At 72.8% G+C, this 13,151-nt stretch carries 13 protein-coding genes; 5 read left to right on the forward strand and 8 right to left on the reverse strand.

The features are described 5' to 3' along the window. Positions 1 to 216 precede the first annotated feature (216 nt). Together dapB and ACE3Q3_RS11875 are read right to left on the reverse strand one after the other, a co-directional pair. Complete coding sequence (dapB, locus tag ACE3Q3_RS11870; RefSeq protein WP_374446176.1) at positions 217 to 1,023, reverse strand: 4-hydroxy-tetrahydrodipicolinate reductase; 807 nt, start codon at positions 1,021 to 1,023, stop codon at positions 217 to 219. A 14-nt stretch (positions 1,024 to 1,037) separates the two neighbouring features. Then, positions 1,038 to 2,144, reverse strand: coding sequence for a M14 family metallopeptidase (locus ACE3Q3_RS11875; protein WP_374446178.1), 1,107 nt, complete (start codon positions 2,142 to 2,144; stop codon positions 1,038 to 1,040). A gap of 93 nt (positions 2,145 to 2,237) precedes the next feature. Here ACE3Q3_RS11875 and trmFO point away from each other — a divergent pair, with 93 nt between their 5' ends. Together trmFO and ACE3Q3_RS11885 are read left to right on the forward strand one after the other, a co-directional pair. Next, positions 2,238 to 3,608: a methylenetetrahydrofolate--tRNA-(uracil(54)-C(5))-methyltransferase (FADH(2)-oxidizing) TrmFO gene (gene trmFO / locus ACE3Q3_RS11880; RefSeq protein WP_374446180.1), complete on the forward strand. Its 1,371-nt coding sequence runs from the start codon at positions 2,238 to 2,240 to the stop codon at positions 3,606 to 3,608. A 19-nt stretch (positions 3,609 to 3,627) separates the two neighbouring features. Continuing rightward, positions 3,628 to 4,920 carry a hemolysin family protein gene (locus tag ACE3Q3_RS11885; RefSeq protein WP_374446182.1) on the forward strand — a complete coding sequence of 431 codons (1,293 nt, stop codon included), beginning with the start codon at positions 3,628 to 3,630 and terminating at the stop codon, positions 4,918 to 4,920. 3 nt (positions 4,921 to 4,923) lie between these two features. Here ACE3Q3_RS11885 and ACE3Q3_RS11890 read toward each other — a convergent pair whose 3' ends face one another. Next, positions 4,924 to 5,766, reverse strand: a complete 843-nt coding sequence (locus tag ACE3Q3_RS11890; RefSeq protein ID WP_374446185.1) for a phytoene/squalene synthase family protein — start codon at positions 5,764 to 5,766, stop codon at positions 4,924 to 4,926. Positions 5,767 to 5,961: 195 nt separating this feature from the next. Here ACE3Q3_RS11890 and ACE3Q3_RS11895 point away from each other — a divergent pair, with 195 nt between their 5' ends. Beyond that, on the forward strand, positions 5,962 to 6,720 hold the full coding sequence (locus ACE3Q3_RS11895) for a phytoene/squalene synthase family protein (RefSeq protein ID WP_374446187.1): 759 nt from the start codon (positions 5,962 to 5,964) through the stop codon (positions 6,718 to 6,720). 92 nt (positions 6,721 to 6,812) lie between these two features. Next, complete coding sequence (locus ACE3Q3_RS11900; RefSeq protein ID WP_374446189.1) at positions 6,813 to 7,406, forward strand: superoxide dismutase; 594 nt, start codon at positions 6,813 to 6,815, stop codon at positions 7,404 to 7,406. 62 nt (positions 7,407 to 7,468) lie between these two features. Here ACE3Q3_RS11900 and ACE3Q3_RS11905 read toward each other — a convergent pair whose 3' ends face one another. From ACE3Q3_RS11905 to yajC, 4 genes are read right to left on the reverse strand one after another with little or no spacing between them, the layout of a single operon-like run. Continuing rightward, on the reverse strand, positions 7,469 to 7,843 hold the full coding sequence (locus tag ACE3Q3_RS11905; protein WP_374446191.1) for an Mth938-like domain-containing protein: 375 nt from the start codon (positions 7,841 to 7,843) through the stop codon (positions 7,469 to 7,471). Positions 7,844 to 7,863: 20 nt separating this feature from the next. Beyond that, positions 7,864 to 8,805: a protein translocase subunit SecF gene (secF, locus tag ACE3Q3_RS11910; RefSeq protein ID WP_374446193.1), complete on the reverse strand. Its 942-nt coding sequence runs from the start codon at positions 8,803 to 8,805 to the stop codon at positions 7,864 to 7,866. Positions 8,806 to 8,823: 18 nt separating this feature from the next. Beyond that, entirely contained in the window at positions 8,824 to 10,401 is a 1,578-nt protein-coding gene (secD, locus tag ACE3Q3_RS11915) for a protein translocase subunit SecD (RefSeq protein ID WP_374446195.1), read from the reverse strand. A 31-nt stretch (positions 10,402 to 10,432) separates the two neighbouring features. Next, positions 10,433 to 10,792 carry a preprotein translocase subunit YajC gene (gene yajC, locus ACE3Q3_RS11920; protein ID WP_374446198.1) on the reverse strand — a complete coding sequence of 120 codons (360 nt, stop codon included), beginning with the start codon at positions 10,790 to 10,792 and terminating at the stop codon, positions 10,433 to 10,435. A 222-nt stretch (positions 10,793 to 11,014) separates the two neighbouring features. Here yajC and ACE3Q3_RS11925 point away from each other — a divergent pair, with 222 nt between their 5' ends. Then, positions 11,015 to 11,878 carry an ATP-binding protein gene (locus ACE3Q3_RS11925; protein WP_374446201.1) on the forward strand — a complete coding sequence of 288 codons (864 nt, stop codon included), beginning with the start codon at positions 11,015 to 11,017 and terminating at the stop codon, positions 11,876 to 11,878. A 27-nt stretch (positions 11,879 to 11,905) separates the two neighbouring features. Here ACE3Q3_RS11925 and ACE3Q3_RS11930 read toward each other — a convergent pair. Next, positions 11,906 to 13,151 (reverse strand): peptidoglycan DD-metalloendopeptidase family protein (locus ACE3Q3_RS11930; protein WP_374446202.1); only part of this gene is annotated, 1,246 nt, incomplete at its 5' end.

A 13,151-nucleotide genomic window follows, 5' to 3' on the forward strand; every position in this document is an offset into this window, starting at 1 on the left:
GTACCCCCCCGTTCAGCGTGGCGGTGGCGGCCCCCGTGGGCGGTGGTTGTTGGGGTGTTTTTTTTTCTTATCTATTTTTCACATCCGGCGCGAAGTCGAGGGACGCACGGACGCTGGCCGGCACCGAGAGTCATTGAACTGCGGACTTGATGTGACGCGTCCGGGCCCCCTGCCGGCCGCGGCCGAGGTCTCTCCCGCCCGCGGCCGACCGCCGCCTCACCCCATCAGGCTGTCGAGGCCGCGGCGCAGGCCGACCGCCTCGCCGACGCGGCGGGCGGCGAGGAGCGTGCCGGCGACGTAGGGGGCGGCGCTGGAGCCGGCATCGTGGCGGATGACGAGGCGCTCGTCGGGCAGGCCGAAGACCACCTCGCAGGACAGCACGAAGGACGGCATCCGCACCGAATGCACCGGCACCGGCGTGCCCTGGCCGACCTGGGCACCGCGGGTGTCGCGCAGGCCGGAGAGTTCGGCGACCGGCCTCGCGGCCGGGCGGCGCTCGACGCCCGCCAGCATCTCGGCCAGCTCGCGGGCGGTGCCCGACGGCACGTCGGGCTTGCCGGCCGCGGCGTAGTCGATGACCTCGACGTCGGGGACGTAGCGGGCCGCCTCCAGCGCGAAGCGCCGCAGCAGGGTGGCGGTGACCGAGAAGTTGCCGGCGGCGAGCACGCCGCGCCCGGCGGCGCGGGCGGCCCGGTCGATCTCGGCATAGTCGTCGGCGCCGAGCCCGGAGGTGCCGACGACGACGTGGCGGCCGGCGGCCAGGGCCGCCAGCACATGCCCCTTCACATAGGCCGGCTTGGTGTAGTCGACGACGACGTCGGACGGTGCCGCCAGCGCCTCGGCCAGGGTGGCGTGGACGGGGACGCCCAGCGCCGAGCCGCCGGCGGCCTCGCCGGCGTCGCGGCCGGCCGCACCGCGGGCGACGGCGCCCGCCAGTTCCAGGTCCGGTGCCGCGACGATCGCGGGCACGAGCGCCCGCCCGACCCAGCCGGTCACGCCGGCGACGACGATGCGGATGGTCATCGCGGATCTCCTGCTCAGGCCTTCGCCAGCCCGTCCAGCGTCATGCGGATCGTCTGGCGGCTGCGGAACAGCACCGCCTCGCGCCAGTCGTCGGTGTCGGGATAGAACGCCTTGCGGATCTGCGCCTTGATCGCCTTGGTCTGCGGTGCCTCCCAGTCGGCGTTGGTGTGGGCATGGAGCCAGTGGTCGGCCCGGAGCGCCGGCCGGACATGGGTGTCGGACGGGTAGGTGCCGTACTCCAGCGCGACGAAGGTGAAGCGGTCGTCGCCCAGCCGCTCCTCGAGCAGGCGGGCGCAGAAGCCGTGCCGCGCCCCGGCCGTCGAGGTGCCGGCCAGCGGCTCGGTCACCGAATCGCCCCACCAGCGCTTGGCGCGCGCCGCCGCCCCCGTCTCCGGCAGGTGGACGCAGATCAGCTCCCCGTAGGAGTGGGGACCGAGGCCGGTGTGGTAGTCGATGCAGCCGACATGGCGCCGTTCGGCGAGGCGATAATCGTCGGTGATGCGGCCCAGCGTGCGGTTCGACCAGGTCGGCCCGCTGCCGCCGAAGAAGAGGCCCTTGGGATGCTTGTACTGGCCGCCGCTGATGGCGACGGCCAGCGCCGGCTGGCCCTTCTCCTGGCGGAAGGCGGCGATGCGGGCGTCGGCCGCCTCGCGCTCCGGCCCTTCCAGCGCCGGCGGCAGGATGGCGTCGGCGAGTTCGTCGTAACCGGGATTCTCGGGCAGGGGCTTGGAGAAGTCGACGAAGTTGCGGTTGAGGTCGACGCCCTCCTCGGTGACGCGGCGGATCCAGGCGAAGCCGTGCGGGTTGATGGCATGGACGACGAGGGCCGCGGTATCGGCCGGCAGGCGCCGGTCGCCCGACATCCAGTCGATCTGGCAGCCGGAGCCGCAGAAGCCCTCGACCCCGTGGGTGGCCGAGATGAGCATCAGGACCCGGGACGCGTTCTCCGGCCCGACCCAGGCGCAGTCGGTCGCCAGTGCCTCGCCGGCCGGGCCGCGATTCGGGTTCTCGTAGCTGCGGACCGGCGCGCCGATCGCCGCCGCGGCCGCGAGGAAGCGCCGGCGGGCATCGGCATAGTCGCTGGAGAAGGTGACCCTGGCCGCCTCGAACTCGTCCATCATGTCCTCCTGACAGGGTCGCCTAGGTAGCGCACCCGGGGGGCAATTGACCACCGCGCCTTGCAGGGGGGGCCGGCCGCCGCTATCTGAGGACGGATGATCCAATCCGATACGGCGCGCCCCCGACCGGTCCATGTCGTCGGCGGCGGCCTGGCCGGGAGCGAGGCTGCCTGGCAGATCGCCCGCACGGGCGTTCCCGTGGTCCTGCACGAGATGCGCCCGCTGCGGTCGACGGACGCCCACCAGACCGACGGGCTGGCCGAGCTCGTCTGCTCCAACTCCTTCCGTTCCGACGATGCGCTGAACAACGCCGTCGGCCTGCTCCACGCCGAGATGCGGCGCGCCGGCAGCCTGATCCTGGCCGCCGCCGACGCCCACAAGGTGCCGGCCGGCGGCGCGCTCGCGGTCGACCGCGTCGGCTTCTCGGCGGCGGTGCAGGGGGCGCTGGAGGCGGAGCCGCTGGTCGAGATCCGCCGCGAGGAGGTGGCCGACCTGCCGCCCGCGGACTGGGGCTCGACCATCCTGGCGACCGGCCCCCTCACCTCGCCCGCCCTGGCCGAGGCGGTCCGACGGCTGACCGGCGAGGAATCGCTGGCCTTCTTCGACGCCATCGCACCGATCGTCCACAAGGATTCGATCGACTTCGGCACCGCCTGGTTCCAGTCGCGCTACGACAAGCCCGGACCCGGCGGCGACGGCAGCGACTATGTCAACTGCCCGCTCGACGCCGAGCAGTACGCCGCCTTCGTCGCGGCGCTGCTGGCCGGCGAGAAGACCGAGTTCAAGGAGTGGGAGACGAATACGCCCTACTTCGAGGGCTGCCTGCCGATCGAGGTGATGGCGTCGCGCGGCGCCGACACGCTGCGCTACGGACCGATGAAGCCGGTCGGGCTGCGCGACCCGCGCACCGGCCGGCGCCCACACGCCGTCGTCCAGCTCCGCCAGGACAACGCGCTGGGCACGCTCTACAACATCGTCGGCTTCCAGACGAAGCTGCGCCACGGCGAACAGGCACGCATCTTCCGCATGATTCCCGGCCTGGAGAAGGCCGAGTTCGCGCGCCTCGGCGGGCTGCACCGCAACACCTTCCTCAACAGCCCGCGTCTTCTCGACGGCACGCTGCGCCTCAAGGCGCGGCCGGAGCTCCGCTTCGCGGGCCAGGTGACCGGCGTCGAAGGCTATGTCGAGAGCGCGGCCATCGGGCTCCTCGCCGGCCGCTTCGCCGCGGCCGAAGAGCGCGGCCGTCCCCTGGCGCCACCACCGCCGACCACCGCCTTCGGGGCCCTGCTCGCCCACATCACCGGCGGCGCCGCCGCCGACACGTTCCAGCCGATGAACGTGAATTTCGGGCTGTTCCCGCCGCTCGACGCAAGCGTCCGCAAGCACGAGCGCAAGCCGGCCCTGGCCCGCCGGGCGCTGGCCGACCTCGACCGCTGGTTGGGCATAAAAGTGGACGAGGCCGCCTGACGCCGCGAAGATGGCTCCAATGGTCTACGTCGAACTGGTCTTCGTCTTCCTTCTGACGGTGCTGAACGGCGTCCTCGCCATGTCCGAACTGGCCGTGGTCTCGTCGCGCCGCGGCCGCCTCGAGGGCATGGCGGCCGCGGGCAACCGCGGCGCCCGCGCCGCCCTGAAGCTGGTCGACGACCCGGGCCGCTTCCTGTCGACGGTGCAGATCGGCATCACCCTCATCGGCATTCTCGCCGGCGCCGTCAGCGGCGCGACGCTGGCCGACCGGCTCGGCGACTGGCTCGACACCTTCGCGCCGCTCGCCGGTCGCGGCGACACGATCGCCATCCCGCTCGTCGTGGTCAGCATCACCTACCTGTCGCTGGTGGTCGGCGAACTGGTGCCGAAGCGGGTGGCGATGAGCAATCCCGAGTTCGTGGCCACCGTCGTCGCGCGGGCGATGTACACCATGTCCCAGGTGGCGGCGCCGGCCGTCTGGCTCCTGCGCGTCTCGACCGAGGCGATCCTGCGCCTGCTCCGCGTCGAGCAGGGCCGGGCCTCGACCATCACCGAGGAAGAGGTCAAGTCGCTGATCGCGGAGGGTACCCAGGCGGGGGTCTTCGTGCCCCAGGAAAAGGCGATGATCGAGGGCGTGCTGCGGCTCGCCGACCGCCCGGTGCTGGCGATCATGACGCCGCGCCAGGATGTCGTCTGGATCGACGTCAACGCCCCCGAGGAGACGGCGCGCCGGATCCTGGCGGAGAGCCGCTTCTCGCGCCTGCCGGTGTGCGAGGGCGCCGTCGACCACGCCGTCGGCGTCGTCCATACCAAGACCCTGCTGCCGCGGGCGCTGCGCGGCGAACCGGTCGCCATCGCCGAGACCATGGTTCCGGCCCTGATCGTGCCGGAATCGACGCCGGTGCTGTCGCTGCTCGACCGCTTCCGCGGCGAGGGCGTCCACATGGCGATCATCGTCGACGAGTACGGGCTGACCCAGGGCATCGCCACGCCGACCGACATCCTGCAGGCGATCGCGGGCCACCTCGTCGAGACGGGCGAGGAGGAGTCGAAGGCCCTGGTCCGCCGCGCCGACGGCACCTGGCTCGCCGACGGCCGCATCCCGATCGACGAGTTCGAGGACGGTGTGGGGCTGCGCGGCCTCGCCGGCTCGGGCGACTTCCACACGCTGGGCGGCTTCGTGCTGCACCGCCTCGGCCACCTGCCGACGGTCGGCGAGAGCTTCGAGGAACTGGGCGCGCGGTTCGAGGTCGTCGACATGGACGGCCGCCGCATCGACAAGGTGCTGGTGCAACTCGCGCCCGAGGACTGACCCTTACCACCAGCGTCCCGTCCAGGATCCCCAGGCGACCCGCAGCGCGCGCAGGCCGTCCGGCCGCGCCAGCGCCGGCGCGAACGGATCGTGGCCCGCCGCCGCCAGCCGGGCGAGATGGACCCGCGCCAGGCGCGCCGGCAGCAGGGCAGGCCGGAGACCGGCCGGCGGTCGCTCCGCGCGGGCGGCCGCGAAGCGCGCCTCGGCCCGGGCCGCGACCTGCCGCACGATGCCGGCCAGGCCGGCGCCGCCCCGGCCGGCGGCGACGGAGTGCGGCGTCAGGCCGGCCGCCGCCAGCGCCTCGGTGGGCAGGAAGACCTCGTTGTGCCGGGTGCGGAACGGCAGCGCCCGCAGGATGCCGGTCAGCGCCCAGCCGGTCCCGACCTCGACCGCGGCCCCGGCGGCGGCCCCCTGTCCCAGCGCCGCCGCCAGCGCCCGGCCGACCGCCCCGCCGGTCGCGCGCGCATAGTCCTCGAGGGCGTCGAGCGTCGCCGGCGGCCCCTCCTCCAGGTCGCGGCGCCGACCCTCCACCATGGCGGCCAGCACCGCCGGCGGAACGCCGCCCTCGGCGACGGCCGCGCGTAGGGCGGCGAGTGGCTCGGGGGGCCGGGCGCCGCCGCCGACGGCGATCTCGGCAACCATGTCGGCCCACCATTGCAGGCGGATCTCGCCCAGCACCGGCTCCGACACGACCTCCCGCGTGCGGGCGATCTCATGCTCGAAGGCGAGCACCGCGAAGAGGTGCTCGCGCCGGTCCGCCGGCGCCGTCAGGGCCGCCAGGAAGCGGTCGGGATCCTGGCGACGGGCGGTCTCTCCGGCCGGCGAGAGGGACACTGCGGACGGCATGGTCGAAGGCGCTTTGTCGGTGGTGGCGGACAGGGTTAAGCTAGCGCATCTTCGTCCGCAGTAGTGCTCCCGGCAGCGTCCATGCGACCCGAGACCCGCCTCCTGACCCCGGCCAGCGACCGGCGCCGCCGCGGTGCCGTCGCCTTCGCCGGCCGTCCGGTCGGGCGCGGTCCGAGCCCGTGGCCGGCCCGTTACATGACCGGCCCAGAGCGCGCCGCGCTGCTCGCCCTCGACCGCCTGCACCGCCTGCTCGACGACCTCGCCGATTCGGACCTCGCAGCCGACGACCGGCTGTCGATCCTGGCGACGGTGCGCGAGGAACTCGCCCTGCTCGCCGCGGGCGGCGAGGGCAATCGCGGCCTCGGCCGGATCGTCGCGCCGCTCCTCCAGCTGCAGCCGCCGCCGGAGGAGCTGGAGGCGATGGTCGATGCCCGGCGCATGGCCGTCGACGGCCGCATGCGGGCGCCGAGCACCGCCGACCTCCGCCTCTATGTCCGCCGTCGCCACGGCGGGCTCGCCTTCCTCGCCCTGCACTGCCTCGACCTCGACGCCCCGGCGCTCGACCGGGTCGTGCTGCCGCTCGGAGAGGCGCTGGGGATGACCGAGATCCTGGTCGAGCTCGGCCGCGACGCCGGGCACGGGCGGCTGATGCTGCCGCGCGAGAGCCTCGCCGAGGCCGGCATTCCCGCCGGCGACCCCGCCGCCGCCCTCCGCCATCCGCGCATCGGGCAAGCCTGCCGGACCCTGGCGAGGCTGGCGGAGGAGCGCTTCGAGGCCGCCGGCGGGCGCCTCGGCGGCAACCATCGCGGCATCTGGCCGTTGCGCTATCTGATGCAGGGGCAGCGGCGGCTGCTGCAGCGCGCGGTCCGCCGCGGCTGGCAGGACGTCGACCGCCGGCCGCAGCTCGGCCGCATCGAATCGCTGTTCCTGATGCTGCGGGCCCGCTACGGCTGAAACCCGCACTCGGACGCTTCACAAGCAGGCTGCCCCGGCCTATCAGAGGGGGCACCGCGTTTCTCCACCCATCCCTGCCGAAGAGGTGATGCATGGCCTTCGAACTGCCTCCGCTGCCCTACGCGCCGAACGCGCTCGAGCCGCACATGTCGGCCAACACGTTCAGCTTCCACCACGCGAAGCACCATCAGGCCTACGTCACGAACCTCAACAACCTCATCAAGGACACGCCGCTCGCCGACAAGTCCCTCGAGGACATCATCATGGCGACGGCCTCCGACGCCGCGAAGGCGGGGGTCTTCAACAACGCCGCCCAGGTGTGGAACCACACCTTCTTCTGGAACTCGATGAAGCCGCAGGGCGGCGGCGCGCCGTCGGGCGATCTGGCGAAGAAGATCGACGCCGCCTTCGGCAGCCTCGCCAAGTTCAAGGAGGAGTTCAAGGCGGCCGCGGTCGGCCAGTTCGGCTCGGGCTGGGCCTGGCTGGTGCTCGACGGCGCCGACCTCAAGATCGTCAAGACCGGCAATGCCGGCACGCCGATGACCAGCGGCCAGAAGGCGCTGCTGACGGTCGACGTGTGGGAGCACGCCTACTATCTCGACTACCAGAACCGCCGCCCGGACTTCGTCCAGACGTTCCTCGACCATCTGGTCAACTGGGACTTCGCGGCGAAGAATCTCGGCTGATCGGCCGGCCGCCGACGGACGGACGAAGGGGCGGCCCTCGGGGCCGCCCCTTTTCGTTTCTCCTACGGCAGGGCGACGAGCGCGGCGGCGACGAGGCGCCCCTCCGCCATCAGGACGTTGTAGGTGCGGCAGGCGGCGCCCGTGTCCATGACGTCGAGGACGAGACCTTCGGCGCGCAGGCGCTGGCGCCGTTCCGGCCGCACGAAGGCGATGCGCAAACCGGCGCCGAGCAGCAGCACCTCCGCCCCGCGGGCGGCGGCCAGGATTTCGGCGATGCCGGCGTCGTCGAGCGCCGGATCGCTCGCCGACCACGGGACGGTCGCCGCCGGGGTGATGATGATCGAGCCGCGATGCTCGATGCCATTCACCCGGAAGCGGCCCGGCCCGTAGCCCTGGATGACCTGACGATCGCTCGGGACGACCGGCTGGATCGCCACTGCGTTCCCGCCCTCCCGGCCTACGGCCGGGCCGCGGCCGGCGCCTCGTCGTCGGGGTGGGAGCGGTGCGTGTCCTTGCCGGCGAGGTACCACTCGAGCGGCGCCGCCACGTAGATCGTCGAGTAGGTGCCGAGGACGACGCCCCAGGTCATGGCGACGGCGAAGCCGAAGAGGACCGGTCCGCCCAGCACCAGGAGCGAGAAGACCGCGAGGAAGACGAGGCCGTTCGTGACCACCGTCCGCGCCATCGTCTCGTTGACGCTGCGGTTGATGAGCTGGCGGAACGGCATCGCCTTGTACTTGCGCAGGTTCTCGCGGATGCGGTCGTCGATGACCACCGTGTCGTTGATCGAGAAGCCGGCGATGGTCACCACGGCGGCCAGGACGTTGAGGTCGAACTGCAGCTGCGTGATCGAGAAGAACCCGACGGTGGTGAGACAGTCGTGGAGGATGGCGACGACGCCCGCGAGGCCGGCACGCCAGCCGAAGCGCAGCGCCATGTAGGCCATGATGCCGGCGAGCGAGAGGACGACGGCGAGGATGCCGCCGGTCACCAGTTCGGCGCCGACCTTGGGCCCCACCACCTCGACCCGCCGGTACTCGTAGCCGGTGCCGAGCGCCTCGCGCACGGCCCCGACCGCGGCCATCTCCGCCCGCTCGCCGCCGTCCTGGCGCTCGATGCGGATCAGCACGTCGTTGCTCGCCCCGAACTCCTGCAGGGCGACGTCGCCGAGGTTGAGGCCGCCGATGCGGTCGCGCATCTCCGCCAGGTTCGCCGGCCCCTGCGAGCGGACCTCGATCAGGATGCCGCCCGCGAAGTCGACGCCGAAATTCAGCCCGACGGTCGCCAGCGACGCGATCGAGCCGAGGCACAGGAACGTCGACAGCGCGAAGCACAGCTTGTGGAAGCGGAAGAAGTCGAGGTTCGGGACCTTCTTGACGAGCCGGATCGGCTTGAACATCGCTGGGGGGCCTGCCGGTCAGAGGGGGAGCGCGGCTGGCCGCGCCCGCTTCAGCCAGGTGACGACGAGGAGGCGGGTCAGGCTGATCGCGGTGAACATCGAGGCGACGATGCCGATGGAGAGCGTGACGGCGAAGCCGCGGACCGGCCCGGAGCCGAAGGCATAGAGCAGCACCGCCGCGATCAGCGTCGTCAGGTTGGAGTCGAAGATGGTGAGGAAGGCACGCGAGAACCCGGCGTCGACCGCCGAGAACGGCGTTCGCCCGAGCGCCGTCTCCTCGCGCATGCGCTCGTAGATCAGCACGTTGGCGTCGACCGCCATGGCGAGGCTGAGCACCAGTCCGGCGATGCCGGGCAGCGTCAGGGTCGCCTGCAGGACCGACATCACCGCCAGCGTGATGATGAGGTTCATCAGCAGCGCGATGTTGGCGAGGATGCCGAAGAAGCCGTAGCCCGCCACCATCAGCACGCAGATCAGGAGATAGCCGACGATGCAGGCGATGGTGCCGGCGCGGATCGAATCGCTGCCGAGGTCGGGACCGACCGTGCGCTCCTCGAGCACGTTGAGGGGGGCCGGCAGGGCGCCGGCGCGCAGCAGCAGGGCGAGGTCGTTGGCGCTCTGGGCGGTGAAGCTGCCGGAAATCTGGCCCGAGCCGCCCAGGATCGGCTCGCGGATCACCGGCGCGCTGATGACCTTGCCGTCCAGCACGATGGCGAAGAGCCGCCCGACATTCGCCTTGGTGACGTCGCCGAAGCGCCGGGCACCGTTCGAATCGAAGCGGAAATTGACCACCCACTCGCCGGTCTGGGCGTTGTTCCCGGCCTGGGCGTTGGTCAGCATGTCGCCCGACACCATCGCCCGGCGCTGCACGACATACTGCCGGGGCTGGCCGCCCTCGCGCTCCTCGGACGGCAGCAGTTCGGTCCCGGGGGGCAGCCGGCCGCGGCGCGCGTCCTCGATCGAGGCGTTCATGTCGACCAGCCGGAAGGTCATCTTGGCGGTGCGGCCCAGCAGCTGCTTGACCCGCTGCGGATCGTCGATGCCGGGAAGCTGCAGCAGGATGCGGTCGGTGCCCTGGCGCTGGATCGAGGGCTCCTTGGTGCCGGTCTCGTCGACGCGGCGGCGGACGATCTCGATCGACTGGTCGACGGCGGCGCGGCGGATCTGCGTCAGCACGCGCTCGGGATAGCGCAGGGTGAAGCGGCCGTCCGGCGTGGCGGTGATCTCGGCGTCGGCATCGCCCTCGCGCAGGAGGCGCCGCGCCTCCTCGGTGCGCGCCGGGTCGCGCAGGGTGAAGGAGACGGCGTCGGCGCTGGCGGCGAGGTCGGTGTAGCCGATCTGCGGCTGCCGGAAGGCGGTGCGCACCGTGTCCTGGAGGTTGGCGATACGCTCGCGCACGATGAAGGCGGTGTCGACCTCGAGCAGCAGGTGCGAGCCGCCCTGGAGGTCGAGGCCGAGGCTGACCTGCTGCCGCGGCACCCAGGAGGGCAGGCTCTCGGCGACCTGTCGCGACAGGAGGTTCGGGGCGGCGTAGATCAGGCCGGCCAGGGTGGCGAGCAGGATCAGCACCTGCTTCCAGCGGGGGATGTGCAGCATGGCGGCCGGCCCGATACGTTGGCGTGCGGCGCTACTTGCCGGCCTTGGCCGGCTTCTCCGCGTCCGCGCCGCCGTCGTCGCCGGTGCCCTTGGTCAGGATCGAGGTGATGGTGCCGCGCAGCACCCGCACCCGCACGCCGTCGGCGATGTCGACCACCACCTCGTCGTCGTTCGGCACGCGGGCGACGGTGCCGATGATGCCGCCGCCGGTGACCACCTTGTCGCCGCGGCGCAGCGCCGCCAGCATGGCCTTGTGGTCCTTCATCCGCTTCTGCTGCGGCCGGATGAGCAGGAAGTAGAAGACCACGAAGATCAGCACCAGGGGTGCCAGGGACATCAGCATGTCCTGGCCGCCACCGGCGGCCTGGGCGTAGGCTGGCGAGATCAGCATTCCTCGGGGTCTCCTCTGCGGCGGCCCTGCCTCCAAGGGGCGGGGCGGCCCGACCGGTCGGCCCCAATGCCGCACGGCCGGGGCCGCGCATTAGGTATGCGACTTCCCCGGCAAGCGCAACCGGGCGGTTCCAGGCGGTTGGCGGCCAGGCGGTTGACGGGCCGGCCGGGCCGGACGTATGTGCCGCGGCGCCGTCCGCCCATTCCTCCCCCTCCGGAGCCCATGACCGACCAATCCACCGAGGCGCTGCTGCGCCGTATCGCCGACGCGCTGGAGCGCCTCGCCCCGCCGCCGCCGCCGTCCGTCGACCTCTTCGCCTACGACGCCTATGTCTGGCATGCCGAAGGCAGCCGGCTGGAGCCGGTGCCGCGGGTCAACCGCGTCGCCATGACCCTGCTGCGCGGCATCGACCGCCAGACCGACATCCTGACCGACAACACGCGCCGCTTCGCGACCGGGCTGCCGGCCAACAACGCGCTGCTCTGGGGCGCGCGGGGCATGGGCAAGAGTTCGCTCGTCAAGGCGGTGCAGGCGACGGTGGCGGCCGAGCATCCGGGCCGGCTGGCGCTCGTCGAGATCCATCGCGAGGACATCCCCTCGCTCCCGGCCCTGCTGGCGGCGCTGCGCGGCGTCGACCGCCGCTTCATCATCTTCTGCGACGACCTGTCCTTCGACGCCCACGACACCAGCTACAAGTCGTTGAAGGCGGTGCTCGACGGCGGCGTCGAGGGCCGTCCCGCCAACATGGTCTTCTACGCGACCTCGAACCGCCGCCACATCCTGGCGCGCGACATGATCGAGAACGAGCGCTCGACCGCGATCAATCCGGGCGAGGCGGTCGAGGAGAAGGTGTCGTTGTCGGACCGCTTCGGCCTCTGGCTCGGCTTCCACCATTGCGACCAGGACACCTACATGGCCATGGTCCGCGGCTATGCCGAACATTACGGCATCGAGATCGCGCCGGACGACCTGAAGCGGGAAGCCAACGAATGGTCGGTGACCCGCGGCTCGCGCTCGGGCCGGGTCGCCTGGCAGTTCATCCAGGACCTGGCCGGGCGGCGGGCGAAGGTCCTCGACGCGTCCTGACGGGCGGGCGGAGGAGCACGCCGGCGGTCAGCCCGCCGGCGCCTCCTCCTCCCGGCGCTCCAGCCGGCTCGCCTGTCCGCCCAGATACTCGGCCGGGTCGATCGCCCGGGTGCCGCGCCGCAGTTCGAAATGCAGCTGCGGCTCGCCGACATTGCCGGTCTGGCCGACCTTGGCGATCGGCTGGCCGCGCCGGACCCGGTCGCCGCGCCGGACCAGCAGCGAATCGTTGTGGGCATAGGCGGTGATCCAGCCGTCGGCGTGCTTGATGAGCAGGAGGTTGCCGAAGCCGCGCAGTTCGTTGCCGGCATAGGCGACGACGCCCGCCTCGGCCGCCACCACCGTCGAGCCCGGCGGGGCGGCGATGTTGATCCCGTCATTGTGCAGGCCGCGCCCGGTCGGGCCGAAGCGGGTCAGCACCCGGCCGCGCACCGGCCAGACGAAGCGTCCCTCGCGCTGCGGCGGCGCCCCGGCATCGGCGGGCGGCGGCGGAGGCGGCGCGACGACGGCCGGTGGCGGAGCCTGCGGTGACGGCGGCGGCACCATGGCGACGGCGGGCGGTGCCCGCTCGGGCCGCTGCGGCCGCGCCGGGCGGGCGGGCGCTTCCGGCGCCGGCGCCACCGGCTCCTCCGGCTGGGCCTGCGGACGCGCCGGGCGGGACGGCGGCAGCACCGGTTCGGGCCCCGCCGGTGCGCCGGGATCGACCGGAACCGCACCGGGCGGCGGCGTCAGGAAGCCGGTCTGCGGTGCCGGCGGCTCCTCGGGCGCCGGCGGCTGCGCCGACGGCGGCAGGCGCAGCACCTGGCCCGGCTGCGGCGACTGCGGCAGCCGCAGCACGCCCGCCGCCGGCGCCGCCGCGACCACGGTTTCGGGCGGCGTCTCGGCCGCCGGCGGGATCTTCAGGCGCTGGCCCGAGCGCAACCCGTAGGGCGCCTGGAGGTCGTTCTCGCGCACCAGCACGCTCATCGCGACGTCGAAGCGCCGGGAGACGCTGTAGAGCGTCTCGCCCGGCTGGACCTCGTGGAAGCGCGTCGCCGGCACCGTGATCTTCTGTCCGGTCAGGAGCTGGTAGGGCGCGCGCAGGTCGTTGGCGTCGATCAGCGCCCGCACCGGCACCCCGGTGCGCCGCGAGATGGCGAACAGGGTCTCGCCGCCGGCGACGGTGACGGTGCTGCCGGGCGCCGGCCGGGACACCGGCTCCGCCGCCGACGGGGCGGCCGGTGCCGGCGGGGGTGGCGAGGCGGCCGGCGGCGGCGCGGGCGGAGCCGCGGCGCCG

This window comes from Allostella sp. (genome assembly GCF_041913585.1).
Lineage (GTDB): Bacteria > Pseudomonadota > Alphaproteobacteria > ATCC43930 > Allostellaceae > Allostella.

Bases quoted from the DNA above. Each gene is read 5' to 3' on its own strand.
- dapB (WP_374446176.1), bottom strand. From the start codon at position 1,023: ATGACCATCCGCATCGTCGTCGCCGGCGTGACCGGCTGGGTCGGGCGG.
- ACE3Q3_RS11875 (WP_374446178.1), bottom strand. From the start codon at position 2,144: ATGATGGACGAGTTCGAGGCGGCCAGGGTCACCTTCTCCAGCGACTAT.
- trmFO (WP_374446180.1), top strand. From the start codon at position 2,238: ATGATCCAATCCGATACGGCGCGCCCCCGACCGGTCCATGTCGTCGGC.
- ACE3Q3_RS11885 (WP_374446182.1), top strand. From the start codon at position 3,628: ATGGTCTACGTCGAACTGGTCTTCGTCTTCCTTCTGACGGTGCTGAAC.
- ACE3Q3_RS11890 (WP_374446185.1), bottom strand. From the start codon at position 5,766: ATGCCGTCCGCAGTGTCCCTCTCGCCGGCCGGAGAGACCGCCCGTCGC.
- ACE3Q3_RS11895 (WP_374446187.1), top strand. From the start codon at position 5,962: ATGACCGGCCCAGAGCGCGCCGCGCTGCTCGCCCTCGACCGCCTGCAC.
- ACE3Q3_RS11900 (WP_374446189.1), top strand. From the start codon at position 6,813: ATGGCCTTCGAACTGCCTCCGCTGCCCTACGCGCCGAACGCGCTCGAG.
- secF (WP_374446193.1), bottom strand. From the start codon at position 8,805: ATGTTCAAGCCGATCCGGCTCGTCAAGAAGGTCCCGAACCTCGACTTC.
- secD (WP_374446195.1), bottom strand. From the start codon at position 10,401: ATGCTGCACATCCCCCGCTGGAAGCAGGTGCTGATCCTGCTCGCCACC.
- yajC (WP_374446198.1), bottom strand. From the start codon at position 10,792: ATGCTGATCTCGCCAGCCTACGCCCAGGCCGCCGGTGGCGGCCAGGAC.
- ACE3Q3_RS11925 (WP_374446201.1), top strand. From the start codon at position 11,015: ATGACCGACCAATCCACCGAGGCGCTGCTGCGCCGTATCGCCGACGCG.